Below are 26,450 nucleotides of genomic sequence, written 5' to 3'. Positions count from 1 at the left end.
CAACGGGTTTGAATATCCATTTATTCATAGAGCTTGACGCCACTGCAACTGGATGTTCGATTCTATCTTGATTGACGTTTTAAGTCCGACAGGCTGCTAGCAGAAGGGACTTGATAGAGGAGCTATATAGAGGAGCTATCCACAGGTAGTTCCTCTTTTTTTTGCCCACATTATATCTACAAAAAACAGTGCCAAACTAGTAAATCGTAAGGTTCTGCACACTTTATCAAGTTGTGACCAAATGAATACCTCCCTTGACCCTCTAAGGAATTGAAAAGATATCAACAGACAATAGTGGAAATCTTCAAGTGGATAACTGTGTAAAAAGAGGCTGAAACCAGGGTGTTTATAACCCTGAATATAAAGAGGGGGAAAACAGGTGTATTGATCAGTGGACAAAAAAATAAGCCAAATAGAATCGTTAATTTATTCACATTGAATACAATAGAAAACCCATGCTTTCTAACCTTTTCTGAACACGGTTATTATCTCCTGTAAACCTTGCTATTAAAGGGATTAAGGCACTTTTCCACATAAAATAGCTCACTTAATAAAAACATAAATAAGAAAAGAATAAAGAGATACATATATATTCCTTAATCTTCGAGAAGGAAGAGAATATGTAAAAAAGGAGAGGGTGGGGATAAGTCAGGTCAGCAGGAAAGGAATTCGTAGTCCTTTACGAAAAAACGGATGACCTTATATCAGTAAGAGAACTCCACAAAAAAGACCGGTTTTCTTTTTACCAACAAACTTTATACTCACGCGCCTCACATTCAGTATCAGATCAGCCACAGTCAACAGAGTTACGGAGGAAGTAGCCGAATGGACTTTCCAGCACGTTTTGATGTCATTGTTGTCGGTGGCGGCCATGCCGGTACAGAAGCAGCATTGGCTTCTGCCCGAATGGGAGCCAAAACACTATTGGTGACCCACAACATAGAGACCCTTGGCCAGATGTCCTGTAATCCGGCTATTGGCGGTATTGGTAAAAGCCATTTGGTGAAAGAGATCGATGCACTTGGTGGAGCTATGGCTAAAGCCACCGATCTTGGTGGCATCCAATTCCGGGTTTTGAATTCCCGTAAAGGGCCAGCAGTACGTGCAACTCGAGCTCAAACTGACAGAATTCTTTATAAAGCTGCAGTTCGTGAAATACTGGAAAATCAACACAACCTTTGGTTATTCCAGCAATCAGTTGACGACTTGATTGTTTCTGGTGACGACGTAAAGGGGGTCGTCACTCAAATGGGTCTGCGCTTTGAAGCGGAACAGGTTGTCCTGACAGCAGGAACATTTCTGGGTGGTTGTATCCATATTGGTTTGCAAAATTATGGTGGCGGTCGGGCTGGTGACCCTGCTTCTATAAATTTGTCTAACCGGCTTCGTGAGCTGCCTTTACGGGTTGAAAGACTGAAAACGGGGACACCTCCCCGTATTGATGCCCGCTCTGTGGATTTCTCTGTTATGCAAGAACAACCGGGCGATACACCACTGCCGGTTATGTCTTTTACAGGTTCACGTGCTGATCACCCAAAACAAATCAGTTGTTTTATTACCCACACCAACGAAAGAACCCACGACATTATTCGTAGTGGTCTTGATCGTTCCCCGATGTACACCGGAGTAATTGAAGGTGTAGGGCCTCGTTACTGTCCATCCATTGAAGATAAGATTCAGCGTTTCGCTGATAAGGGCTCCCACCAGATCTTTATCGAACCTGAAGGTTTGACAACCCACGAGCTCTATCCAAACGGGATATCCACAAGCCTGCCTTTTGATGTGCAGCTGGAACTGGTTCGTTCCATCAAAGGAATGGAGAATGCACATATTATTCGCCCGGGCTATGCCATTGAATATGACTTCTTTGATCCCCGTGATCTGAAACCTTCTCTGGAAACTAAAGTTATTCACGGGCTGTACTTTGCAGGCCAGATCAATGGCACAACCGGGTATGAAGAAGCGGGGGCTCAAGGATTGCTGGCAGGTTTGAATGCAGCCCTGCGTTCAAGAGGCGAAGAAGTATGGTGTCCTCGCCGGGATGAAGCTTACATCGGGGTGATGGTTGACGACCTGATTACCAATGGTACATCTGAACCTTATCGCATGTTTACCAGCCGTGCGGAGTATCGCCTGATCCTGCGGGAAGACAACGCCGATATTCGTCTGACACCAAAAGGCCGGGAACTCGGGCTTGTAGATGATGAGCGCTGGGCATCTTTCTGTGCCAAGCGGGAGATGATTGACAGTGAGACTGAACGTTTAAAGACAACGTTTATTCACCCTTCAAAACCAGAAGCAGAAGTTATCAACAGCAAGCTGGAAAATGGTATATCCCGAGAATACAGCCTGATGGAACTACTGAAGCGTCCAGAACTGAATTATCAGGATGTCGCTAACCTTAGGGGCGAGGCTGTGGATAACGAATCTGTTGCTGAGCAGGTTGAGATTCAGAGCAAGTACCAAGGCTATATTGAGCGTCAGGCTGAAGAGATCGAACGTCTGCGTCGCCATGAAGAAACCGCGTTGCCGGAAAATATGGATTTTGATGCTATTACTGGTTTATCCAATGAAATCCGTCAGAAGCTGAATGATGTACGCCCGGCTACTCTTGGTCAGGCTTCCCGTATTCAGGGGGTGACGCCAGCTGCTATTTCTCTTTTGCTGATTCATCTGAAAAAGCGCTCACTGGTTACAAAATCACCCGTTGAGTAACACCACTAACAAAACATCAAGCGGTGGTGGACTGGAGTGACTGAGTACCACCATTGCTAACAGCTAACAGCTAACAGCTAACAAGGCAGTTGTCCTCTACCAAGAGGGCAGCTGTTTTTTCATGATAAAATAAGCGGTTTTAAGAATTGTCGATACAAGGTCAGGCTTTGTGAACAACCTTGAGGTTATGCTGCAGTCCGGTGCAGATGAGATGGGTATTGAAATCAGTCCTGAACAAATTCATGCGCTTTGTGAATATGTTGGTCTGTTGGTGAAGTGGAACAAGGTGTACAACCTGACGGCTGTACGCAACCCGGAAGATATGATTTCCCGACATATTCTCGATAGTCTCAGTATTCTTCCTTTTGTAAAAGCGACTGTGGCTTCGGGCGAAAGTTTTATTGATATTGGCTCTGGGCCAGGGCTGCCAGGAATTCCACTGGCCATTATGTTGTCCGATCGCCGCGTATCCACACTGGACTGCGTAGGAAAGAAAACCCGATTTCAGGTTCAGGCTTGTACTGCACTTGGCATAGAAAATGTTACAGTTCTGAACGAGCGTGTGGAAAACTGGAAACCGGCAGAGTTGTATGACGTGGTTATGTCCCGGGCTTTCAGTTCTATGAAAGATATGATGGTGAGTACTGATCACTTACTGAAAGCAGATGGTAAGTGGTTGGCCATGAAAGGCATCCACCCGGAAATCGAACTGGAAGAACTGAATACTGTTCGCCCGGATATTAAGGTAACGGAATCCCATTCCCTTGATGTTGCTGGTTGTGAAGGACAGCGGCATCTTGTCATACTGGAACGGATGGAAACGGCACGGGCTTAATAATAACCGTGGAAACAGTTTAAGGGGCCTCGCAGATGGCAAAAATTCTGGCCATCACCAATCAGAAAGGTGGTGTCGGTAAAACAACCTCATGTGTCAATCTGGCAGCATCTCTGGCTGCAACCAAGCGCCGGGTGTTGCTTGTTGATCTTGACCCTCAGGGAAATGCCACCATGGGATGTGGTGTGGATAAACATGAGTTGCCTGTATCTGTTTATGAGGTGCTGGTTGGCAAGGCAAGTATTGAAGACGCTATTGTGCCTTCTGAGTCTGCCGGTATTGAAGTACTACCGGCCAATGGTGATTTAACTGCTGCAGAAGTTGAGCTGATTAATAAACAGGATAGCGAAGGTTGTCTGGATCGTGCTCTACAGCCCCTGAGAAGCCATTACGACTTTATTCTGATCGATTGCCCGCCGTCGCTTAACATGTTGACTGTGAACGCTCTGGTGGCTGCTGACGGCGTTATTATTCCCATGCAGTGCGAGTATTATGCGCTGGAAGGTTTAGCGGCCTTAACGGAAACGGTTTCCGGTATTGCTGCGGCAAGAAACCCTCGTCTGCATATCGAAGGGTTGTTGCGTACTATGTATGACCCGCGGAACAGTTTGACTGTTGAAGTCTCGCGTCAACTGATTGGACACTTCGGCAACAAAGTTTACCGAACGGTTATCCCCCGTAATGTGCGTCTGGCAGAAGCTCCCAGTCATGGGCTGCCAGTACTGAAATACGACAAGCACTCCCGTGGAGCTATTGCTTATCTAGCCCTGGCTGGTGAGCTTATTCGTCGGCAGGAAGCCGGTAAAACCAAGAAATCGGCTGAAGCTGCCGAAACAGCCGTGAGGTAAGATTGTCAGTGGCTAGAAAAAAAGCATTAGGAAAGGGCTTGGGAACGCTGCTGCAAAGTGCCCGGGTTGCTGAAGAAATTGAAGAACTTCAAAAGCCTTCCTCAGTAGAGCTGGAGGTTGTGCGCGACAAAATGCTGCGTGAACTTCCTGTGGAGTTTATTGAGCGTGGTCGATACCAGCCTCGCCGGGATATGAGCCCTGAAGGTCTGGAAGAACTGGCCAGCTCAATCTGTAAGCAGGGCGTTATGCAACCTATTGTTGTGCGTCCTGTTGGAGACAAAGGCCAAGACCGTTTTGAAATTATTGCCGGTGAACGTCGCTGGCGTGCTACCCAGTTGGCAGGCCTGGATAAGATTCCTGCAGTTATTCGTGAAGTTCCTGATGACGCTGCTATCGCAATGGCGCTTATTGAGAACATTCAACGTGAAGATCTTAACGCCATTGAGGAGGCGATTGCACTTGCCCGTCTGAAAGAAGAGTTTGAGCTAACTCAACAGGAAGTTGCGGACGCTGTCGGAAAATCCCGAGTAACTGTTACCAACCTTTTGCGCCTTCTTTCCCTGCGTGAAGAAGTTCGCAAGATGCTGGAATACGGTGATATTGAAGCGGGTCACGCGAAAGCAATTCTTGGTCTTTCTGAACAACAACAGTTGGAAGCTGCTCGCACGGTAGTGGGTAAAGGCTTATCTGTACGCCAGACTGAATCCATGGTTCGTCGTATGCAGCAAGAAGATGTAGCTCCGTCAGAAAAGAAAAAAGTTGATCCGGATATCCGTAATCTGGAAGACGATCTCTCTCAGAAAATCGGAGCCAAAGTGGCTATTCAGCACTCAGCAAAAGGTAAAGGAAAGCTGGTTATCAGCTATAACAGCCTTGATGAGTTGGATGGTGTACTTGCCCATATTCAATAGCGCCCCAGATTAAGTCAGTTCTAAACAAATAACATCATCTGGTGTGCTGCTTGCCGCGACGCTCTGATGATGTTTTCTTTTGCGTCGTTGTCTAGCTGGGGCAGTACCTGGTACCAACACTTCTCCACAGCCAGTCAAAGTTGTTTTTATAGTTTCCCGAAAGTCTTCATAAGAAGGGGAGTCAAGATTCTTTGGCAGTTTAGTAGCACCGTCATAAAAATGCCCTGCAGCTTTCAGCATCGCTGGAGCGCAGTCGAAGAGGTTTCTCTGCCGAGGAATATCGACTGATACACACTGAAAAGTATTAAGCCGATCAGCTTCTTTACTCTGATTTTTCTTATAGAAATCCGTTAAAGATATCCGGACTTGTTCTGTCTCTGGAGCAGGGTGGTGAGGGGATAGAGAATCGACGGAATATATCTTCTGGTTCTGGTTATCAACAACAACCAGAAGCCAATGGTTGACCCGGTGTATCGGGAAAACAAGTCGATCAAAGTTTTTAGCTTCGAAAGGAAGTTGAGGAATGGAGTCTTCTTGCGTAGCTATAAGGAAAAAAGTACTGAATGTCAGACATCTTGGAGCCCCTTCTGTTAACTCACTTCGCCTCTGATAAATAGATAGGGAACTGTTAACGATATTGTCGTTTACATAGACTTTAGGTTCGAGAGTTTCTAGATCTTTACGATTGATTCTGAAGGTTTGGAGGTCTCTGAAAATTTGTAATTGAGAAGCTTCTAACTGAGTCCTGTCTGGTATCACTTTTTCGGAGAATGCTGCCATGATATTTGAGGTAACACATTCCGGAGCCATGAATTTCAGAGGTTGCTCATCTTCTGATTCGTCCGAAATTTTTATCGGATCGTCCTTGCTGAGTTTTTTGGTGGAAGGTTTCCCAACAGAATAATTTGGTGTTTGTTCTATTGGTGTATTTGGGGGTGATGTACTGGTGGGCTGGGAAGCATCCACATTTATAGGGGAGGATGATGAACCTTCAACGTTGGAGTGAACGTTAGCCTCTTTATGTGTGCTTTCCGAACAAGCAGGATGGCTTATCATTTTAAGTTTTTTAGAGGAGGGATCATTTGTATCACCCGAACTCGCCACTGAGCGATACTGAGCACCATGCAGAACAGAAGTCAGTTCAGAAGAAGAGTTTGTAACAGTTGGTAGTGAAGCGTGGACTTCCACCTCCTTATCTTTGGGAGTAACCGACTGAACTTTGCGGTCACCAATTTTCTGCCCGTCATCGGAGTAAGAAAGATCATCGCGCACTATCGGAGTAGCAAGATCGCCGGGAATGTAGTTTGTGTTACCAGCATAGAAAATATCTGAACCACCACTTCTGTTCACTTGTTGGGGGGGGGCATCGTTTTCTCCCCATGCATAGCGAATTCCACTGCAGATCCTACGAAAACAATCCCGCATTTCCAAATAACTCCAATAGTTCTCAACTGGAAATTATTCTTCATTTAATAGATCAGAGGCATAACGATTAAGTAAGAACCACTTACTGAAATACCCACATAAAATCAAACGAAAAGGCTTTTCACAGCCATATAAAAACCAGCAATAAATGCGGTTGATCGTAGGTAATATTACTCATATAATTGCCTCGCCTAGCAGACGCTTGAAAATAAGGCAAAAAAGACGGGGCGTTCAAATAGTTTTTATAAGAAGTCGTACAGGTTCAACTCAGGTCAACACATGTTGAACGTACAGAACAAAAACAGAGGTATGAGGGACATGTCAATGAAGTCGCCTCATTTGCGGAAGCCACCAGTTTTCCGGGTCATTCTTGTTCAGGCAATAGTAACAATCCTGTTAACAGCGGGGCTCTTTGTTGTCGACAAGACTGCAGCTGTATCAGCGTTTCTTGGAGGGCTGGTCTGCCTCGTACCTAATGCCTACCTTGTTTTCAAAGCTTTTTCCCTTTCGGGCGCTCGGGCAGCGAAAAATATAGTTAAGAATTTCTATAGAGGCGAGGCCGGCAAGTTTTTATTAACTGCCAGTGGTTTTGCTCTTGTTTTTGCGCTGGTCAAACCTCTGGATGCAGTGGTTTTGTTTGGCGCATTTATGTTGGTGCAGGCAGTTAACTGGTTTACGCCTTGGCTTCTTAAGTGAGGCTGGTGATTCCAGACTGCGGAATACGGGTGAGCTAACGAGACAGTTTTATGGCAGCAAATACAGCCTCTGGTTATATACAGCACCACTTGCAGAATCTGACTTTTGGTCAGCTCCCGGCTGGTTATGAGCGGTTTGATGGCTCTGTGCTGAGTGATGCATCTTGGACAATTGCCCATAGCGCTGCTGAAGCGAAAGACATGGGTTTCTGGGCTATCCACGTAGATAGCATGTTATGGTCTGTTTTACTTGGTTTTGTGTTCCTTGGCCTGTTCCGTATGGTTGCCAAGAACATTACCAGTGGCGTACCTGGTGGTTTGCAGAACGCTATTGAATCTATTGTTGAGTTTGTGGATACCAGCGTTAAAGAGAGCTTCCACGGCAAGAATCCGGTTATTGCCCCTCTGGCTCTGACAATATTCTGCTGGATCTTCTTTATGAACCTGATGGACTTGATTCCGGTTGACTGGATTCCAGGATTGGCAACCTTGGCCGGTGTTCCTTATATGAAGATAGTGCCGTCTACCGATCCAAATATCACCATGGCCATGTCTATCAGTGTCTTCCTGCTGATGTTGTTCTACTGGGTGAAAGTAAAAGGTTTTGGTGGTCTATTCAGTGATCTGGCCCTGCACCCATTTTCCAGTAATAACCCAGTGGCCAAGATAGCCCTTATTCCGGTTAACCTGATTCTGGAAACAGTTTCTCTGATCGCAAAGCCTATATCTCTCGGCCTGCGACTGTTCGGCAACATGTATGCCGGTGAACTTATTTTTATCCTTATTGCCATGATCGGATATGTGCAGCTGCCACTCCACTTTGGTTGGGCTCTGCTGCACATACTGGTTATTACACTACAGGCTTACATCTTCATGACCCTTACCATCGTTTATTTGAGTATGGCGCATGAAGATCACTAAGAAATAGCACACGCTGCATTAACCCTGAAAAATCACTACACCATCTGACAATAAGAGTCTGGAGGAAATATGGAACTGGTAGTTGGTCTGACCGTCATCAGTGTTGCAATTATGCTTGGTCTCGCGGCCCTGGCTACAGCCATCGGCTTCGGTATGCTGGGTGGTAAGTTCCTGGAAGGCGTTGCTCGCCAGCCAGAAACTGCTCCTATGCTGCAAACCAAAATGTTCATTGTGGCTGGTCTGCTCGATGCGATTCCAATGATTGCCGTTGGTATCGCCTTGTTCTTCACCTTTGCCAACCCGTTCATCGCACAGGCTGCTGCAGCCCTGCAGTAATCCTGGGTTAATGGATAAGTGAGCTTTTTGTTGGGTTTATTTTCCGGTCTATTACCTTACACAGGTAGCGGCCGGAAATGCCTACAGAAAGCAAAACATTAACTGAATTGCGAGAGGTATTGGTGTGAACATCAATGCGACCATAATTGGTCAGACGATTGCGTTCGCATTCTTCGTGTGGTTCTGCATGAAGTATGTATGGCCGCCTATTATCGGTGCCCTGAACGAGCGACAGAAGAAAATTGCTGACGGCCTTGCTGCGGCAGATCGTGCGTCAACTGACCTGGAGCTTGCCCAGGCCAAGGCTATGGAAGAACTCCGTCAGGCACGTGATCAAGCTAAGGAAATTGTAGACCAGGCCAACCGACGTGCCGCGGTGATTGTTGATGAAGCCAAAGACAATGCTCGCGAAGAAGGTGAACGTTTGATTATTGCTGCTCGTGCTGAAATTGAGCAGGAAGTAAATCAAGCTCGTGAAGCTTTGCGTGCTCAGGTTGCCAGTATTGCAGTTGCCGGTGCCGGCAAAATTCTTGGCAAGCAGATTGATGAGGCAGCTAACAGCGAACTGGTTGACCAGTTAGCAGCTGAGCTCTAAGGCGGAGGCAACTATGGAACTGACCACTTGCGCCCGTCCTTACGCCAAAGCTGCGTTTCAATATGCACTTGACCAGAACGCTTTAGAGAACTGGTCACAGATGCTGAAAAACGGCGCAGCTGTGGTTCAGAACGAGAAAGTCAACGTATTGCTTGGAGTGCCATCACTCACAGCTGATCAAAAGGCTTCTGCCTTTATTGAAGTGTGTGGTGACAGCCTGAATGAAAGCGGACGTAATTTTGTTCGCACTCTGGCTGAGAACAAGAGAATAACCCTGCTTCCAGAGATTGCCGAACTGTTCGAGACATTGAAAGCTGAACAGGAAAAAAGCGTCGATGTAGAGGTTCTCTCCGCATTTCCTCTCAAAGACGAGCAGCTTGCAAAGCTGGCTGAGAAGCTTCGGGGCAGATTGAGTTCTGAGGTCAAAATGGTTAATGCAATTGACCCGGAACTGATTGGCGGCGTTGTCATTCGCGCTGGAGATCTGGTGATTGACAGCAGTGTTAAGGCAAGGCTGGAAAAACTGGCCCACGCAATGCGCTCTTAGACAAAGAATCTAAATTTGGCAGGTTTGGTAATGCAGCAACTGAATCCTTCAGAAATCAGCGACATCATCAAGAGCCGTATCGACAGCCTTGATGTAGCTGCTGAAGCCCGTAATGAGGGCACTATCGTCAGCGTATCTGACGGTATCGTACGTATCCACGGTCTCGCAGATGTTATGTATGGCGAGATGATTGAATTTGACGGCGGCGTGTTTGGCATGGCCCTGAACCTGGAACAGGATTCAGTGGGTGCCGTAATCCTGGGTGACTACAAAGGACTGGCCGAAGGTCAGAAGGCCAAATGTACCGGCCGTATCCTGGAAGTACCTGTTGGCACCGAACTGCTGGGTCGTGTTGTTGATGCGCTGGGTAACCCCATCGACGGCAAAGGCCCACTCGAAGCCAAACAGACTGCACCCGTAGAAAAAGTAGCTCCCGGTGTTATCGCCCGTCAGGGTGTAGACCAGCCAGTACAGACTGGTTACAAGGCTATCGATTCAATGGTGCCTGTTGGTCGTGGTCAGCGTGAGTTGATCATCGGTGACCGTCAGACTGGTAAAACCGCTGTAGCTATCGACGCCATCATCAACCAGAAAGGCACAGGCGTTAAGTGTGTCTATGTTGCTGTTGGTCAGAAGCAGTCTTCTATCGCGAACGTTGTACGTAAGCTGGAAGAACATGGCGCGATGGATCACACCATTGTTGTTGCGGCTGGTGCGGCTGATCCTGCAGCAATGCAGTTTCTGGCTCCATTCGGTGGCTGCTCTATGGGTGAATACTTCCGTGACCGCGGTGAAGATGCACTGATTGTATACGATGATCTGACCAAGCAGGCTTGGGCTTATCGTCAAATCTCCCTGCTGCTGAAGCGTCCTCCCGGTCGTGAAGCTTACCCAGGTGACGTTTTCTACCTCCACTCCCGTCTGCTGGAGCGTGCCGCACGTGTTAACGCGGACTACGTTGAGAAGCTGACCGGTGGTGAAGTTAAGAATCAGACTGGTTCTTTGACAGCTCTGCCAATCATTGAAACCCAGGCGGGTGATGTATCTGCATTCGTACCGACCAACGTAATATCCATTACTGATGGCCAGATCTTCCTGGAAACTGACCTGTTTAACGCGGGTATTCGTCCTGCGATGAACGCCGGTATTTCTGTATCCCGGGTAGGTGGTGCGGCTCAGACCAAGATCATCAAGAAACTTGGTGGTGGTATTCGTCTGGCTCTGGCTCAGTACCGTGAACTGCAGGCGTTTGCACAGTTTGCTTCTGACCTTGATGAAGCAACCCGTAAGCAGCTGGAGCATGGTCAGCGCGTAACCGAGCTGATGAAGCAGAAGCAGTACCTGCCTCAGTCTGTAGCCGAGATGGGCGTTGTTATTTTCGCCGCTGAAAAAGGTTTCCTGGAAGGCGTTGAACTGAACAAGATCGGTGATTTTGAAGCTGCCTTGCTGAGTTACGTAAACAGCGAGTACGCCACTTTGATGGCCACCATTAATGAATCAGGTGACTACAACGGCGAGATTGAAAGCGGCATCAAGGAAGCTATCGAGAAGTTCAAAGCAACCCAGACCTGGTAAAGCAGCCGTGAGCGCCTAATGAGGATGGATTGCGATGGCAGTCGGTAAAGAGATAAAGACGCAGATAGCGTCGATACAGAATACGCAGAAAATCACCTCCGCTATGGAGATGGTTGCTGCGTCCAAGATGCGGAAAGCGCAGCAGCGTATGGAGCGTTCACGCCCATACGCTCAGAGCATTCGTCAGGTTGTTGGACACATTGCCAACGCCAACCCTGAGTATCGCCATGAGTATATGGTTGAGCGTGAAGTTAAGCGGGTTGGTTACATCGTTGTCTCCACAGACCGAGGTCTGTGTGGTGGCTTGAACACAAACCTGTTCAAGAAAACCGTGGCTGACATGAAAGAATGGCACGATCAGGGCGCAGAGGTTGATGTTTGCGTTGTGGGTAACAAAGCCGCTTCTTTCTTTAACAGCTATGGTGGCAATGTTGTTGCAGCTATGAATCACCTGGGGGACGCGCCTAACATTGCTGATTTGATCGGTGGTGTAAAGGTGATGTTGGATGCTTACGAACAAGGTCGTATAGATCGCCTGGTGGTGACTTATAACCAGTTCGTGAACACCATGACCCAGACGCCTGTTTGCGAGCAGCTGTTGCCATTACAGGCGGATGCAGATGAAAACCTGAAGCACCCTTGGGATTACCTTTACGAGCCAGATGCAAAGCTCCTTCTGGATGAGCTTCTGGTGCGTTATATCGAATCCCAGGTGTATCAGTCTGTGGTTGAGAATAATGCCTGCGAGCAGGCTGCACGGATGGTTGCCATGAAGAGTGCAACTGATAATGCCGGCGGCTTGATCGATGAGCTGAATCTGATTTACAACAAGGCCCGTCAGGCAGCGATTACTCAGGAACTTTCCGAGATCGTGAGCGGCGCGGCGGCCGTTTAATTTTTAGGTTGGAGCCCTATGGGAAAGCCCGTAGCGGATAAAGCCCAGAAGGCTCAACCTGTTAAAGATAAGAGGTGAGGACACACTTATGAGTAGCGGTCGTATCGTACAGATCATCGGCGCCGTTATCGACGTCGAGTTCCCGCGCGACGCTGTCCCTCAGGTCTATGACGCCCTGAAGGTAGACGGTAAGGAACTGACTCTGGAAGTTCAGCAGCAGTTGGGTGACGGCATTGTCCGTGCCATTGCTCTGGGCTCTACAGAAGGCATCAGTCGTGGACTGGTTGCCAACAACACCCAGGCTCCTATCCAGGTTCCAGTTGGTACCAGTACTCTGGGCCGGATCATGGACGTATTGGGCGACCCTATCGATGAGAAGGGCCCAATCGGTGAAGAAGAGCGCATGTCTATTCACCGTGCGCCGCCTTCCTATGCTGAGCAGTCTGCCAGTAACGAACTGCTGGAAACCGGCATCAAGGTTATCGACCTTGTCGCTCCTTTCGCAAAAGGTGGTAAGGTTGGTCTGTTCGGTGGTGCCGGTGTAGGTAAAACCGTAAACATGATGGAGCTGATCCGGAACATCGCGATCGAGCACTCTGGTTTCTCCGTCTTTGCAGGTGTTGGTGAGCGTACCCGTGAAGGTAACGACTTCTACCACGAAATGACGGACTCCAACGTTATCGACAAGGTATCGCTGGTTTACGGTCAGATGAATGAGCCTCCTGGTAACCGTCTGCGTGTAGCACTGACTGGTCTGACCATGGCTGAGAAATTCCGCGATGAAGGCCGTGACGTACTGTTCTTTGTGGATAACATTTACCGTTATACACTGGCCGGTACCGAGGTATCTGCACTGCTGGGCCGTATGCCTTCAGCGGTAGGTTACCAGCCAACTCTGGCGGAAGAGATGGGTGCTCTGCAGGAGCGTATTACCTCCACCAAGACAGGTTCCATCACATCCATTCAGGCCGTTTACGTACCTGCGGATGACTTGACTGACCCGTCTCCAGCCACCACCTTCTCGCACCTTGATGCGACTGTGGTACTGAGCCGTGATATCGCTTCCAAGGGTATTTACCCTGCGATTGATCCTCTGGATTCCACCTCTCGCCAGCTGGATCCACTGGTAATCGGTCAGGAACATTATGACGTGGCTCGTGGCGTACAGACTGTTCTGCAGCGTTACAAGGAGCTGAAGGACATTATCGCCATTCTGGGTATGGATGAATTGTCTGAAGAAGATAAGCAAACTGTATCCCGTGCTCGTAAGATTGAGCGTTTCTTGTCTCAGCCTTTCTTCGTTGCGGAAGTATTTACCGGCGCACCTGGTAAGTATGTCCCTCTGAAAGAGACAATCCGTGCATTCCAGGGCATTCTTGGTGGTGAGTATGACGCACTGCCTGAGCAGGCGTTCTACATGGTTGGTGGTATCGACGAAGCCGTTGAGAAAGCCAAGTCTCTCTAATAAACGATTAAGGAGGGATACACCATGGCCACGAATGTTCACTGTGACATCGTAAGTGCTGAAGAGGACATCTTCTCCGGTAAGGTTGAGATGATTGTGGCTACCGGTATCGAGGGTGACCTCGGTATCACTCCAGGTCACACTCCTCTTATCACCAGCCTTCACCCTGGTCCTATCAGGATCATTCATGAGGGTGGTGAGGAAGAGATCTACTACATTTCTGGTGGATTTCTGGAAGTTCAGCCTAAGACTATCAAGGTGCTGGCAGATACTGCGCTGCGTGCTGAAGATATGAGTGAGGCTGCTGCTGAAGAAGCCAAGAAGCAGGCTGAGAAAGCATTGTCTAATCAGCAGGGTGAGTTCGACTACAGTCGTGCAGCTACCCAGCTGGCTGAGGCTGCTGCTCAACTGCGTACATTGCAGGCTATTCGTAAGAAGCTGGGTAAATAATCAAATTTCAGGCTTCATTTCATGGAGCCTGGAGTGATGAAAGTTATCCAGATAAGTTAGATTTTACTTTTCTTAAAGCGTCTAACTAATTGAAAAGCAGTCAAAATGAAACCCTCAATACCAGTTTTGGTATTTGAGGGTTTTTTATATCTATAGGTATTGGTATTTTGTTGTTTGGCTGTGTTTGCAAAGAAAACACTTTCAAATAAACAGCGCAGATTTCCATAGCAATGGTGTGGCTTTAAATCTCTGTGGATAGTTTGCTGTAAGTCTTCTCCTGCTTCATATAACTGCCCATAAAGTTCTTCAGAAACATATCCAGCATTTGCTCACCGGTTGCATGCTTTTCCTGTAAAGCTCCACCGCCAGCAGCCAGTAAGCAGATTCCATGAACTCCAGCCCAGATTACCCGTGAAGCAATGTGGATATCCTGCAGGGTTCTTTGTGCTCCAGTTCTACTGAGTTGTTCCGTGAACAGGGCAAATAACCTGTCTATTCGGCTCTTTTGCCACTCTGGCAGAACCTTCTGATCCGGTATCCGGTGTTCAAAGGCCAGATGCCACCTGTATGGGTACTTTCGTGCATATGCAAGATACACCCGCGATAGCTTCCTTAGAGCAAGCTGTGGATTGTTTTCGTCGCGAATAGCAACAGCTGACAAGGTATGAAGTTCATCAAGAGCTTCAGCGTTAGCGGCAAGCAATAACTCTCCATAACTGCCAAAGCTGTTGATAACAGTTGCCGGAGCGTAACCAATTAACTTGGCAACTTTTCGAAGACTGAGCTCTTGTGGAGGATACAGAGTAAGGAAGTCTTTAACGGCCTTCAGAGTAAGGCGCTGGAGTTCATCCTTGCTGTGTTCGTTGCGTCTGGCCATTTCCTTTAGCCCTGCACATTTACACTGTTCAGAGAGACTTCAGATAGTGAACAGTGTTCTGTTTATAAATTTTACAGCGTTCAATTCATTCTGGAGGCTCTGGAATGGGGACGTCAAGAAATCAGCTGAAAAAAAACTGAACGGTGTTCAGTTTTTTGAAATTTATCGAAACGGTGTTCAGCGTACTTTTAATAAAACAGTGTTCATAGAGATTGAGAGAAAACACTGTTCAAATAAATCTGGTGAACACTGTTTACTGGTTTACCTCTTAATCGTTATCTATGAGCTTTTGGATTAATGATGAATAGCTGGTGCCTAAGGGGAATGCTGTAAAATTGATCTGAAACCCGACACCTATATTGACCTTGCCCCCAGCACTGAAATCCATTCCGGCTGTGTTTGGTAAGAGGGAATCTCTTGAGGTTTCATGGAATCCCAATAAGGCTGATATATACATAGAGTTGCGAAAGGAGAGGTTAATAGGTCTATCCCGGTAATTCGTTTCGGAATCATGTCCGGCATGAATGCCACCACTCACCTCAGCAGATAAGCCCATTGTCATTTCAACGGCAGGCCGAATCTCCAGCCAGCGATTTCCCAGGGTGCTGTAGCAAATGCCAAAATCCAAGACACCATTGAATCCAATCATGAAGCTTCCACCAACGTATCCACCAACAGCGAGACAGTCATAAGTAGGGTCTGCAAAACCTCTGAATATTTCCCATATAGCTGGTTTTACCCGGAGAGCAGATATTTGCTCGAGGTAGTTCTTTTTAGGGGCGACAGGGCTTAAACGAGAACCCTGCTCAAGAATTGTACACTCGTACAAACCTTCAGAAATAAAGTGCTCATTTCTATCGGGGTTGTTTATAAAGGCCTCTAAAGGCTCAGCCAGTTTAATGAGGGTGGTCACTCCCCCTTTACGGGAGTGAATGATACGGGAGGTACAATCAATAAAATCATCAAGGTTATCTCCCAAAGCTGTGGGAGATGTTATAGAGAATGTTGCGAGCAAAAAAAGAAGAAAAGCCTTATATGGCACACACAGGGAGCGGAATGAAGGCCGGAGATTCATAAAGTTGTCGTTGAGTTACCTAAAACAGGAGGTAAAAGGTAGACAAAGGTATCGAAGTACTCCTGTAGATAACTGTTGAGAAAAGAAAAATTGTGTATCTGATCTGTACTGCATGCCGGGGAAGTTACAAAGTCTGCAACTGCTAAGCTCATTCGGAAAGTGAAGAGTGCAGACAAGCGAAATGACTGAACAAATAAGGAAGGCTTTGCAGCTTATGGATGATCGTCTGTCTTGGTTTAGCACAGAGTATGGATTCACTCTTGCCTGCAAAGGCTCATGATTATGAAGAACCTGTGAGTTACGTTGAGACCCTAGCCTATCCTACTTGCTGACATTGGAGTGGAAGGCAACCTCTCAGGAAATGAAAACAAGAGTTTTACTGAAAAATCCGGTTTTTCTCAGCAGTGCCGGTGCAACAATCGAATGGATGGAGTATTCCGCTTACCTCTACCTTGTCCCGACTCTTTCAAAGATATTCATACCAGAAAGTCATGCCTCTCATGCAGCCCTTCTGATGTTCTACCTCCTCTTTGTGACCAATCTGGCGCGCCCTCTGGGCGGTTTTATTTTCGGCTTTATGTGTGACTCATTGGGGAGAAAGAGTGGTCTTCTGGTTTCTGTCGCTTTAATGGCAGTCGCCACCACCGGTATTGGCCTGTTGCCAGATTATGAAGCTATCGGTATCGCGGCCCCTCTTCTGCTCATTGCCTTTCGATTTATGCAGGGGCTGGCAGTAGGAGGAGAGTTTACCAACGCTGCTATGTTTATGATTGAGCACCGCCCGGGTAACCCTTATCTGGCAGGTTCCTGGGCAAACTGGGGAGCAAATCTGGGAATGGCCGGTGGAGCTCTTTTAACAGCTATCGTCAACCTTCCCGGAATGCCTGATTGGGGATGGCGGATTCCTTTTTTGTTTTGCAGCGTCTCCGGAATACTGGTGCTTATGATGCGCAGAAACCTTGCAGAGTCTCCCCAATATAAAAGAGACCAGGCACAAAAACTGGTGTTCTTCCCGGCTCTTCTGAATATATTCCAGTCCTATAAAACGGCTTGCCTGAAAGTTATTGGACTTGCCTCACTTATGGGAGCCACCACCTACACCGCCAATATGTACTGGAACACCTTTGTTGTCACCAACGGGTACTTTTCAGCCAGTACAGCCAGTTTGATTGTTGGGCTGGATGCTATCGTAGAGTTCGCTCTGCTGCCGGTCATGGCCATGATTGCCTATAAAACCCATCCCATGAAGATCATGATGGTAGGCTTGGTTCTGCAGGTAGCGGCAGCTACCTCCAACTTTTACTTTGCCAGCCTTGGCAATATCTGGGTTAGCGGAATCGGGATGTGCATTATGGCTGCAGGCATCTGCGCTTTTGAGGCGCCAATTTTTAAAGTGGTTTACGACTTATTCCCGAGACATATCCGGTTTACAGCTATTGCTGGCGTTTGGGGTTTGGCCCAATGCCTGATATCAGGGCCATCTCCTGCTGTTGCTCAGTGGTTAAGCCAATACTTTCACTGGCAGGGAGGGCCTATCTGCCTGTGGATATTAAGCCTGCTGGGAGCCTTCACCTTATGGAGAATACAATCCGCATAATGGGTAGGGTTCATGGCAAATCAAAAGCCTGCTTATACGTCATGCCTGAGCTGCCAGAAGTTGAAATAACTCGTCGAGGGATATCTCCCCACCTCCTAATCAGGCTGTTGCTGAAGTTGTTGTACGTCAGCTGACAGATACCTTCTCCATGTCAGGTATGAACAATGTGACCTGTATCCACGCTGCCAGCCTTGATACGCCTGGCAAAGAGAGCGCACTGGTTAAGGCCAAACAACAGATAGCAGCTTTGTAATTGGAGGCTTGTGACAAATTTCGAAAAAAAACTACCAAGAGCTGAAACTAAAATGACAGTTCAGGAGTAAAAAGAAGTACATAGAGTTCGAAATTCTCCAAGGAGTAGCGATGATGAGACAGATGCTTCACTGATAAGGAAGCAAAGTGTGTTGTGTGTAAAAGTGTGTTGTGTGTTAAAGCGCATTGCTAAGGAGCAATGCGCTTTTTTATTATTATTTTTTAGTTATGTCGCAAAGCCCTTGGGAAGGGATATTTAAAGCAGCATTGAAACGGGCAGACATATTCTGAAAGGCGACAAGCGCTGTCAGTTCCATAATCTGTTGTTCGTTGAAATGTTTGGCCAGCTCTTGGTGAAGCCCATCGGGAATCTGGCAGTGTTCACCAGTCATAGCTTTTGTCCAGGCAAGGGCCGCCTTTTCTTGTTCTGAAAACAATGAACTCGATTCCCAGTTATCCAGCTCTGCAAGTTTCTCTTCCCCCCCAGCTTCACCAATCAGGGTCATACTGTTGAGATCCACACAGAAATGGCACCAGGTTAATTTGGCCACATAAACCTGAACCATTGCTCTAAGCACAGGGGAAAGAGGTGACGATTTTCGGCTGAGTCTGGCCCAGAAACTGGCGAACAGAACAAACAAAGAAGGTTTTCGGGACCAGACCAGAGCGGGTTGGAGATGTTGCCCGTAACGCTTTTGCTGCTGGCGAAAAAACCAGCGCAGCCAAAAGGGAAGTTTGGCTGGGTCAGCAGGTGTAATTCTCATATTAATCCAACTGTTTGCTAATACCGGTAATCTGCTCACGAATCATATTTCGTGTGTGCTCAAACCTCTCAGGGTAGCGCCAGTTGTCTTCGTTGAGTGAGAGCCATGAGCGCCAGGATACATCGCTGACTTCTTTCCAGTCTTGGGGTACAGGTTCCTGAGAGGTATCAGTTTGAGTACAACGATAAACATGGAAACCGTTACTGAACTCTTGAAGCAACTCATGAACAGAAACTTCTATTCCTGTTTCTTCCAGAGTTTCTCTATAGGCTGTGCAGCGGGGAGATTCCCGAACCTCTGAGGTGCCACCAGGAATAGACTGTTTGCCAGTGAGACGCATAGTTATGATAAGAACATCATCCCCCTGGGTAAGAAGGCATCCGGCATTGGCCCCGGCTTCTTTGTCTTTCGCGTAAGGACAGGGCTTTTGGGGCGTTTTCTGACAACCTGCCAATGCAACCACAAGTGTCAGTAAAGGCAGAATAAACTTGAGTTTGTGGTTGAGCATGGATAGCAGGCCGTTTTTCTACTTATGTCACGTATTTAAAGGTGATATCTGTTACATGGCAACAACTATTGCTGCACACAACAACTATTGCTGCACAGATGCGGAAGCTTGAAGCTTGTTTAATCGACAACCGAAACTACAAACAGTTCCAAGAAATTATAAGGAGGGAAGTAATCCAATGCCCTGAAGGAAAAGTATTGACCCAAGAACGGTCAGACACAGGTAGCTGAAACCATAAATTACCTTTTCTGGGAGATGATTGAGTAATCCATATCCCATCAAAACACCGATCGGAGTGAAGGGAAGAAGGGTGGCAGAAGCTATAAGGTTTTCTGAATTCAACTCTCCTGTTGCTCCATAGGCGATGATCTTCTCAATATTCATACTCGCAAATATCCAAGCTTGAGTTCCCATAAACAGATGACTGCTTAGTCTGAGCGGAAGTAAATAAATGGTGACAGGTGGGCCACCGGCATGAATACCGAAGCTGGTAAAACCTCCCAAAACTCCCCAGAAAGAACCCCATCTATAGCTAGCAGGTTGTTTATCAGGGTTGTTCCGCTTCAACCATTGAAAAAAACAGAACAGTAAAGAAATTGCACCTATAAGCAGGCGAACATGTTGTTCAGACGGGTGACTGAAAACTAAAGCTGCAATGGCTACGCCGAAAAAGCAGGCTGGCAGTATCGTTTTCAAAGCCTCGATATGAACCTGCCCTCTGAATTTCCATAGAGATAGACAATCCATAACCAGTAACAGTGGAAGAATAATTGCAGCAGCCTGAACTGGAGGGATAACAAGAGCCATAAGGGGTACACAGGCTGTTCCCAGCATATTTCCCAGCCCACCCTTTGCCATACCACTAATCAAAACGGCAGGGATGGCTACCAGGTAAAACAAAGTGTCAGCAGGTATCATGAATTGGTGGTTCTGAGAGCAAGAAGGGAAATGTATAGCTGCTCAGAACACCAATGAATAACATTATGGTCAGACTTGCTAACCATAAATTCCAGATTAAGAAACAATAGAAAGAGCGAGAGATATTGCTACCCAATAGCAGGTTCCGCAAAACACAAGGCTTATGGAACGCTCAATATCATAAGTTGTAGGTAAACGACCACAGCCAAGAACCGGGCTTTCAACCTCCTCTCCGTGATAAACCGCCTTACCGCCCAGGGTAAAACCCAGGCAGCCCGCGCCAGCAGCCATCACTGCGCCACCATTTTTACTCTTGTAGTTACGAGCCTGAGTCTGCCAGCAGTGTAAACCGTCGAGCCAGTTACCTTGCAGAGCATAGGTTAGAGCCGCCAATCGGGCAGGAATCCAGTTTAAAATATCATCGAGGTAAGCCGCAGCGCGGCCAAAGTACAAATACTTGTCATTCTTATATCCCCACATAGCATCCAGAGTATTCGCCAGCCGGAATAGAACTACCCCTGGAGCACCAGCAACAGCAAACCAGAACAGAGCACCAAAAACAGCATCATTACCGTTTTCCAAAACTGATTCTATGGTTGCCCGAATTATCTGATCTTTCGAAAGGTCATCGGTTTTACGGCTGACAATCCAGCCTGTCTTTTCACGGGCCTCTTTCAGGTCTCCTCGTGATAACGGCTGACTTATATAACGGCCATGTTCTCCAAGGCTTCTTCCACCAATCGCTAGATAAAGGAGCAGAACCTCAACCCACCAACCTGTGTATGGGATGCCAGAGGCAAGCCAGGCAATAAAAACGCAAGGCATAACAGCGATAAGCAGAGCAAGAGCCCCGAAAGGGAATCGATTCTCAGGATTGATATCAGTTTCTGTGGAGTAGAAGAAAGCCTCGATTCTGCGGGCAACATTTCCGAAACCAATAAGTGGATGCCAGCGAGTCATTTCGCCAATAAGTAAATCGAGCAGTACAGCTAATAGAATCTGTATGCCAAAAGAAGTCAAAAATTCAGTCATGGTTCAATGTGTATCGCCTCAACAACCATTGGCGATGATAGAACAAAAATGATTAGCGGAAATACGAAGCACCCCGCTACTGGAGGAAATTCCCGGTTCCTTTGACCCAAGTCGCACAGGTGAACCGGGCATGGTTGATTCAGATCAAGTTGCCCAGACAGGGCGCATTTTATCTTGTTGGTATTCAATATTTTATGGCTCGATTCTTTATGTAACCAAGGGAACTCCTGAGGTTACCGCTTTAAAAATTACCATGGATCCGGGTGCGAAAACCGGTTGGCACTATCATCCTGTGACGGCACTTGGTTATGTACTGTCTGAGGAGCTGCAAGTGGAAATGGATACTGGAGAGAAGCATCACTGGAAACAGGGTTATTTAATCCCGGTAAACTCCATCATCTTTTCAATATCCAGATATTCTTCCATGGCATCAGCAATACGGTTGATGCCTTCTTCCCGAATCTGATCATAATCAGGAATTTCTACATCTATCAAACCAGCCCATTCCAGAATGGCGCGACAAGCATCGCTGTGTTCAAAAATACCGTGGAGATAAGAACCCATAATCTGCCCGTCTGCAGACATAACTCCATCAAAACGGCCATCTTCCAGTTTGATAAGAGGGTTTTCGAGAGAAGAACCTTCAGTTAAACCAGCATGGATTTCATAACCTGTAACGGTTACCGGTTCTTTACCGGGAAGCTGCATGGTTCCGGAAACACGATGCAGCTGCTTATCCCTCTCCATGGTTGTTTCCAGTTCAACAAAGCCAAGACCTTCACTGCTGCCCGCTGGGCCTTCAATGCCTTGAGGGTCGTGCAGCATAGTTCCCAACATTTGGTAACCACCACAAACTCCCATCAACTTTCCACCAAAACGAAGATGCCGCTGGATAGCTCGGTCCCAGCCATTTTCCCGCAGGAATTTCAGGTCGATACGAGTACTTTTACTGCCGGGAAGAATAATGAGATCACAGGGAGGAATCTCCTCGCCTTTCCAGACCATTTGGACATCGATATTGGGATGCAGGCGCAAAGGATCAAAATCAGTGTGGTTACTGATGCGGGTGAGAACTGGAACAGCAACCTTGAGAGTTCGGTCGGCGTGCTGATTAAACTTCTGGTCAACAACCGCATCTTCCGCTTCAAGGTGAAGACCATGTAGATAGGGCAGAACACCCAGAACAGGTTTTCCGGTTTTCTCTTCCAGCCATTCAAGACCAGATGTGAGTAGAGAAACATCACCACGGAAACGGTTAATGATAAAACCTCTTACTCGCTTCTGTTCAGATTCAGACAACAGAGCCAGAGTGCCGTAGAGATGCGCGAAAACACCGCCACGATCAATATCGGCAACAATCACCACCGGGCAATCAGCCGCTTCAGCAAAGCCCATGTTGGCAACATCTCCATCCCGCAGGTTTATTTCTGCAGGGCTGCCAGCACCTTCAACAACAACGGCGTCAGAAGAAGACTTCTGACGTTCAAAAGCTTCAAGAATCAGCTGGAGAACTTTGGGTTTGTAATCGTGGTAGGAGCGGGCATCCATCTCAGAAATAGCATGACCATTCACAATAACCTGAGCGCCGGTATCAGAGTTTGGCTTCAAGAGAACCGGGTTCATATCGGTATGAGGTTCCAAGTCACAGGCCTGCGCCTGAACGGCCTGTGCTCGGCCAATCTCACCGCCATCCACAGTTACGGCGCTGTTCAGCGCCATATTCTGAGGTTTGAAAGGTTTAATACTGAAACCGCGACGTGTAAATGCCCGACACAAACCCGCGCAAAGAACACTCTTTCCTGCGTCGGATGTGGCTCCCTGAATCATCAGAGCACGGGGCGAATTGGGAAGAGTGTTGGATTGACTCATAAAAAACCGCTTATAGAAACTGCTTATAGAAAGTTAGTAGGAAAACTGTGCGATATGACGAGTACAGTATTCGTCCATCGTCGTAATAATATCTTGCTCGGTGAAACCAGGCTGTTCTGCCAAGACCAGACAGCCGCCAAGACCACAGCCTTGGTTGAGGTGTAGTCCCTGACAGGCCGGTAATGTCACGGCCGATTGCGATCATTTCACTGTTGTTTGCCGGAGTGAATCCCATTAACCCAGCACCGGAGCCAGCATCACTAAGGTTGTGCAGGTCAGGCAGGCTGGCAACGGCGTTAAGGATGCTGAAACAGGTGGTGGGTTTGGGCACTACTTTTATCTCTAAATGAATAAAGCCACAGTAAGAAAAAGAAGCGCTTCAATTATCTCAATCACTGCACCACAAACATCACCGGTGAAACCGTCCAGTCGTTTGACTGTTTGCTGGCGTAAGCCATGCCAAACCAGTGCAGCCAAACCTAATGCTGGCCAGGCACTGGCAAGCAAGAAGGCAGGAATAACGACACCGGCCGTTAATGCAACGCAGCACTCGTAACGGGTAACAGCGTCTGAGCAGAAATTAGAAAAAGTCTGCCCCAAACCTTTCGGGCGAACATAGTTTGTTGTGAGAAACAGAGCCATCCCAGCTGAACGACTGAGTACTGGTATCAACAGTAAAGGCAGCCAGTTTTCAGAAATGGCCAAACCTACAACAGCACTGGCTTTAATAACCAATACCAGAACCACAACCATGACAGCCATTGGGCCGCAAACCGGGTCTTTCATAATAGTCAGGGTGCGCTCTTTGTCTCCAAGACCGCCAACCCAGGCATCAGCACAATCTCCCAAACCATCCAGATGAAGGCCACCACTTACCAAAGTCACCAGAGTAAAAGCAGTTACACCGATAAGCGACAAATGAACAGCAGTTAATGATCCGTGCCAGCCACTGAGTACCGCAGATAAAAGCAGTGAACCACCGGCAGCCAAAAGGCCGATAATCAAACCCACCAAAGGCAGGTAAACCAGAGCCCGCCCCATATCCTGGTCTTCAATAGTTTCCAGATGTTTGGTTGGCAGGCGGGTAAAAAAACCAACCGACAGCGCCAGTGCTCGTGCGTGTCGCTCTATAGTTGGGATGGTTTCTGCTGCCATAAACTGGTTCCGGTAGAAGAATTTGAAGTGGTATCCAGAAACATCAACCTGGGCCAGTGTTCGCCTTGCTCATCAACATAAACCTCGATACGGCACAGGCTTGCGTAAGGCAGGTTCAAGCGAGTAGTGGAGGCGGTACTGGTCTCTGGAATATCCAGAATATATGCGATCAGCTGACGAATAACGCCGCTGTGGGTAACCAGAAGAATATGTTCACGGTCGGATGATTGGTTAATCAAATCCTGCCATGAACTTTGAATACGCTGGGCAAATTTTCGAACCGGTTCCCCTTCGGGAGGAGTGTTATTGAGCGGGTCACTCCAAAAAGCTGACAATGCTTCAGACTCTGCCTGATGGAGATATTCGTAGCTTTTACCATCCCAGAGGCCGAAATCAATTTCTCGCCACCCAGAAAGCTTTGTTAACGGAAGGCCGCGTTGTTTGGAGAAGTTCTCTGCAAAAGCCGAACAGCGTTGCAGTGGTGAACTGACAATACGATTCCAGCCACTATAAATGCTGGCAGTTGAACGCAGTTCCTGCCAGCCTTGTTCGGTTAAAGAGTGATCAGTGGAACCCAGAAGACATTTTCCGCCCTCTGGTTTTCCGTGGCGAAGCAAATCTACTGTTATTGTTCTGGGCTGCTTAATCATAAAAGTTCAGCCTTTCATGGTTAAAGGCAGGCCTGCAGCAACAAACGTTACTTCATCTGCAGTGCGAGCAATTGACTGATGCAGGCGGCCGGATTCATCCACGAACTGTCGGCTGAGTTCGCCCATGGGCACAATACCCATTCCTACTTCGTTGGAAACCATCAGGATACAGCCAGGAAGAGTGGGTAGTATTTCCAGCAATTCCTGACGTTTTTGCGGCCACAGGGCTTTATCTTCTATGCAGAGAAGGTTGGTCACCCACAAAGTCAGACAGTCCACCAGAATGCACTTATCTTCCCGGGCTTCTTTTTGCAGAACTCCTGCAAGGTCATAAGGCTCTTCAATCACTGACCAGTAATCAGGGCGCTGCTCGCGGTGGTGATCCACACGCTTTTGCATTTCTTCATCGTACACAGTGGCGGTAGCAATGTAAGTAACATTCAGCCCGCTCTCTTTCGCCTTATGCTCGGCAAAAGAACTTTTTCCGGAGCGAGCACCACCAAGTATTAATTCCAGCATTTAATAATATCCGGGAACTTGTTTCGCTTATCTTAAACCTTTTCCCGGGAATACTGTTGCCACAGAACTTCATCACCAGTCTGGCGAGCTGTGTAACGGGCAAGTACAAACATCAGATCAGAGAGACGGTTAAAGTAACGGCCTAGCAGTCTGTCGGACTGATCCGTCCATTTGAGTCCTTTTTGATCATATCGGCCTACGGAGCTCATATCTGCCTTCAGAGGTCACTTACTCAAACAGAACGCCAGCGTAACCTCATGAGACAGTGGCTGACTACAAGCCAATAAAGCACCAGAGCCAGCCATTTTTTATCATCGACTTGCTTCAGGTTGAACATTCGGCGCAGGTTGAATGTCAGGCAGACCAGATCCCACTCTTTCGAGACCACTTCCAGTCCCCGCACCAGGAATCGCCGATATCCCATTGCCTCCTTCTGTATTCCGAAGGTGGGCTCTATCGTGCATTTTCGTCGGCTGTAGATGGCTCGCCCTTCTTGTGTCTGCAAGCGCCAGCGCATCCACTCCAAGACACTGGCATCATCATCCGGGACTGGCGGGTCCGGCTGGAAACGCTGCAAGGGGGGCGGGTTGTGCTCATCCCGTTTTATAGCAATGTAGGGTGTCAGTTCTTCTTTATCCACAGCGCAGACATTAGCCTCGCTGAAGTAGCCCGTGTCGGCCAGTAACCCCTCAGCTTTTCCAAGCACGGGGGCCAGTATGCGTAACTGTCTGAGTGTTGGCTCAACTTCTTTTTTGTCATTCGGTGCCTGAGTCACATGACGTGTCACGATCAGACCACTCCCGATGTCTACAGACGCCTGGGCATTGTAGGCTTGTTCGAATGCACCACCGGCAGTGGGCATAATACGAGATTCGTCGTCTGTCAGGTTGACCTGGTCTTTGTCCCCTGCACCTGGTTCCGGTGGCTTTGGCGCTTTGCCGGGATGCTTGCGCTTATTGCGTTTCTCTATTTTCTCTTCGTACTCTACCTGTTCTTGCTGGTAGCGTTCGTCTGCTCGGCG

General features: G+C 47.7%; 28 protein-coding genes. 14 read left to right on the top strand and 14 right to left on the bottom strand.

Annotated features, from left to right (window positions below; translation table 11 throughout):
* Window positions 1-825 precede the first annotated feature (825 nt).
* The 4 genes from mnmG (at window position 826) to QMA35_RS15495 (ending at window position 5,309) form a co-directional block, all read left to right on the top strand.
* Complete coding sequence (mnmG, locus tag QMA35_RS15510) at window positions 826-2,715, top strand: tRNA uridine-5-carboxymethylaminomethyl(34) synthesis enzyme MnmG (RefSeq protein WP_281648067.1); 1,890 nt, start codon at window positions 826-828, stop codon at window positions 2,713-2,715.
* Window positions 2,716-2,884: 169 nt separating this feature from the next.
* Window positions 2,885-3,550 (top strand): 16S rRNA (guanine(527)-N(7))-methyltransferase RsmG, encoded by a 666-nt coding sequence (gene rsmG, locus QMA35_RS15505; protein ID WP_281648066.1) that lies wholly within the window; start codon window positions 2,885-2,887, stop codon window positions 3,548-3,550.
* Window positions 3,551-3,585: 35 nt separating this feature from the next.
* Complete coding sequence (locus tag QMA35_RS15500; protein ID WP_281648065.1) at window positions 3,586-4,398, top strand: ParA family protein; 813 nt, start codon at window positions 3,586-3,588, stop codon at window positions 4,396-4,398.
* Between the two features lie 77 nt (window positions 4,399-4,475).
* Complete coding sequence (locus tag QMA35_RS15495; RefSeq protein WP_348650952.1) at window positions 4,476-5,309, top strand: ParB/RepB/Spo0J family partition protein; 834 nt, start codon at window positions 4,476-4,478, stop codon at window positions 5,307-5,309.
* A gap of 9 nt (window positions 5,310-5,318) precedes the next feature.
* On the opposite strand, the gene QMA35_RS15490 is transcribed toward QMA35_RS15495, so the two are convergent.
* A complete protein-coding gene (locus QMA35_RS15490; protein WP_281648063.1) occupies window positions 5,319-6,413 on the bottom strand; it encodes a Ulp1 family isopeptidase in 1,095 nt (364 codons plus the stop codon).
* Window positions 6,414-7,058: 645 nt separating this feature from the next.
* On the opposite strand from QMA35_RS15490, the gene QMA35_RS15485 reads away from it, so the two are divergent.
* From QMA35_RS15485 to QMA35_RS15445, 9 genes are all read left to right on the top strand, one after another.
* Window positions 7,059-7,430 carry a F0F1 ATP synthase subunit I gene (locus QMA35_RS15485; protein WP_281648062.1) on the top strand — a complete coding sequence of 124 codons (372 nt, stop codon included), beginning with the start codon at window positions 7,059-7,061 and terminating at the stop codon, window positions 7,428-7,430.
* Between the two features lie 50 nt (window positions 7,431-7,480).
* On the top strand, window positions 7,481-8,350 hold the full coding sequence (gene atpB / locus QMA35_RS15480) for a F0F1 ATP synthase subunit A (RefSeq protein ID WP_281648061.1): 870 nt from the start codon (window positions 7,481-7,483) through the stop codon (window positions 8,348-8,350).
* 69 nt (window positions 8,351-8,419) lie between these two features.
* A complete protein-coding gene (gene atpE / locus QMA35_RS15475) occupies window positions 8,420-8,686 on the top strand; it encodes a F0F1 ATP synthase subunit C (RefSeq protein ID WP_281648060.1) in 267 nt (88 codons plus the stop codon).
* 124 nt (window positions 8,687-8,810) lie between these two features.
* Window positions 8,811-9,281 (top strand): F0F1 ATP synthase subunit B, encoded by a 471-nt coding sequence (locus QMA35_RS15470; RefSeq protein WP_281648059.1) that lies wholly within the window; start codon window positions 8,811-8,813, stop codon window positions 9,279-9,281.
* Between the two features lie 13 nt (window positions 9,282-9,294).
* Window positions 9,295-9,828, top strand: a complete 534-nt coding sequence (locus QMA35_RS15465) for a F0F1 ATP synthase subunit delta (protein ID WP_281648058.1) — start codon at window positions 9,295-9,297, stop codon at window positions 9,826-9,828.
* A 30-nt stretch (window positions 9,829-9,858) separates the two neighbouring features.
* Window positions 9,859-11,403, top strand: coding sequence for a F0F1 ATP synthase subunit alpha (gene atpA, locus QMA35_RS15460; protein WP_281648057.1), 1,545 nt, complete (start codon window positions 9,859-9,861; stop codon window positions 11,401-11,403).
* Window positions 11,404-11,437: 34 nt separating this feature from the next.
* The gene (gene atpG / locus QMA35_RS15455) at window positions 11,438-12,298 is read left to right on the top strand and encodes a F0F1 ATP synthase subunit gamma (protein ID WP_281648056.1); all 861 of its coding nucleotides are present in this window, start codon (window positions 11,438-11,440) and stop codon (window positions 12,296-12,298) included.
* Between the two features lie 88 nt (window positions 12,299-12,386).
* On the top strand, window positions 12,387-13,763 hold the full coding sequence (atpD, locus tag QMA35_RS15450; RefSeq protein WP_281648055.1) for a F0F1 ATP synthase subunit beta: 1,377 nt from the start codon (window positions 12,387-12,389) through the stop codon (window positions 13,761-13,763).
* A gap of 24 nt (window positions 13,764-13,787) precedes the next feature.
* Window positions 13,788-14,213: a F0F1 ATP synthase subunit epsilon gene (locus tag QMA35_RS15445; RefSeq protein ID WP_281648054.1), complete on the top strand. Its 426-nt coding sequence runs from the start codon at window positions 13,788-13,790 to the stop codon at window positions 14,211-14,213.
* Window positions 14,214-14,454: 241 nt separating this feature from the next.
* Here QMA35_RS15445 and QMA35_RS15440 read toward each other — a convergent pair whose 3' ends face one another.
* A complete protein-coding gene (locus QMA35_RS15440; RefSeq protein ID WP_281648053.1) occupies window positions 14,455-15,090 on the bottom strand; it encodes a TetR-like C-terminal domain-containing protein in 636 nt (211 codons plus the stop codon).
* A gap of 268 nt (window positions 15,091-15,358) precedes the next feature.
* A complete protein-coding gene (locus QMA35_RS15435) occupies window positions 15,359-16,105 on the bottom strand; it encodes a hypothetical protein (RefSeq protein WP_281648052.1) in 747 nt (248 codons plus the stop codon).
* Window positions 16,106-16,526: 421 nt separating this feature from the next.
* Here QMA35_RS15435 and QMA35_RS15430 point away from each other — a divergent pair, with 421 nt between their 5' ends.
* Window positions 16,527-17,762: an MFS transporter gene (locus QMA35_RS15430; RefSeq protein ID WP_281648051.1), complete on the top strand. Its 1,236-nt coding sequence runs from the start codon at window positions 16,527-16,529 to the stop codon at window positions 17,760-17,762.
* A gap of 467 nt (window positions 17,763-18,229) precedes the next feature.
* Here QMA35_RS15430 and QMA35_RS15425 read toward each other — a convergent pair whose 3' ends face one another.
* From QMA35_RS15425 to QMA35_RS15375, 11 genes are all read right to left on the bottom strand, one after another.
* On the bottom strand, window positions 18,230-18,778 hold the full coding sequence (locus QMA35_RS15425) for a carboxymuconolactone decarboxylase family protein (RefSeq protein WP_281648050.1): 549 nt from the start codon (window positions 18,776-18,778) through the stop codon (window positions 18,230-18,232).
* 1 nt (window position 18,779) lies between these two features.
* Window positions 18,780-19,286, bottom strand: coding sequence for an NUDIX hydrolase (locus QMA35_RS15420; RefSeq protein WP_281648049.1), 507 nt, complete (start codon window positions 19,284-19,286; stop codon window positions 18,780-18,782).
* Window positions 19,287-19,442: 156 nt separating this feature from the next.
* On the bottom strand, window positions 19,443-20,204 hold the full coding sequence (locus QMA35_RS15415; RefSeq protein ID WP_281648048.1) for a sulfite exporter TauE/SafE family protein: 762 nt from the start codon (window positions 20,202-20,204) through the stop codon (window positions 19,443-19,445).
* Between the two features lie 96 nt (window positions 20,205-20,300).
* Window positions 20,301-21,236 (bottom strand): adenosylcobinamide-phosphate synthase CbiB, encoded by a 936-nt coding sequence (gene cbiB, locus QMA35_RS15410; RefSeq protein ID WP_281648047.1) that lies wholly within the window; start codon window positions 21,234-21,236, stop codon window positions 20,301-20,303.
* 372 nt (window positions 21,237-21,608) lie between these two features.
* Entirely contained in the window at window positions 21,609-23,105 is a 1,497-nt protein-coding gene (locus QMA35_RS15405; RefSeq protein ID WP_281648046.1) for a cobyric acid synthase, read from the bottom strand.
* Window positions 23,106-23,115: 10 nt separating this feature from the next.
* Window positions 23,116-23,436 (bottom strand): hypothetical protein, encoded by a 321-nt coding sequence (locus QMA35_RS15400; protein WP_281648045.1) that lies wholly within the window; start codon window positions 23,434-23,436, stop codon window positions 23,116-23,118.
* 11 nt (window positions 23,437-23,447) lie between these two features.
* The gene (locus tag QMA35_RS15395; RefSeq protein WP_281648044.1) at window positions 23,448-24,260 is read right to left on the bottom strand and encodes an adenosylcobinamide-GDP ribazoletransferase; all 813 of its coding nucleotides are present in this window, start codon (window positions 24,258-24,260) and stop codon (window positions 23,448-23,450) included.
* Window positions 24,233-24,910 carry a histidine phosphatase family protein gene (locus QMA35_RS15390; protein ID WP_281648043.1) on the bottom strand — a complete coding sequence of 226 codons (678 nt, stop codon included), beginning with the start codon at window positions 24,908-24,910 and terminating at the stop codon, window positions 24,233-24,235. Before QMA35_RS15390 ends, QMA35_RS15395 begins: the two co-directional genes overlap by 28 nt.
* A gap of 6 nt (window positions 24,911-24,916) precedes the next feature.
* A complete protein-coding gene (gene cobU / locus QMA35_RS15385) occupies window positions 24,917-25,429 on the bottom strand; it encodes a bifunctional adenosylcobinamide kinase/adenosylcobinamide-phosphate guanylyltransferase (RefSeq protein ID WP_281648042.1) in 513 nt (170 codons plus the stop codon).
* Window positions 25,430-25,461: 32 nt separating this feature from the next.
* Window positions 25,462-25,638 carry a hypothetical protein gene (locus QMA35_RS15380; RefSeq protein WP_281648041.1) on the bottom strand — a complete coding sequence of 59 codons (177 nt, stop codon included), beginning with the start codon at window positions 25,636-25,638 and terminating at the stop codon, window positions 25,462-25,464.
* Between the two features lie 23 nt (window positions 25,639-25,661).
* Window positions 25,662-26,450, bottom strand: a 789-nt coding sequence (locus QMA35_RS15375; RefSeq protein WP_281646583.1) for a transposase, incomplete at its 5' end; no start/stop codon positions are given.

It is taken from the genome of Parendozoicomonas sp. Alg238-R29 (assembly GCF_947331445.1).
Lineage (GTDB): Bacteria > Pseudomonadota > Gammaproteobacteria > Pseudomonadales > Endozoicomonadaceae > Sansalvadorimonas.
The sequence above is the reverse complement of the archived record's forward strand: the minus strand, read 5'-3'. Positions and strand labels throughout refer to the sequence as shown.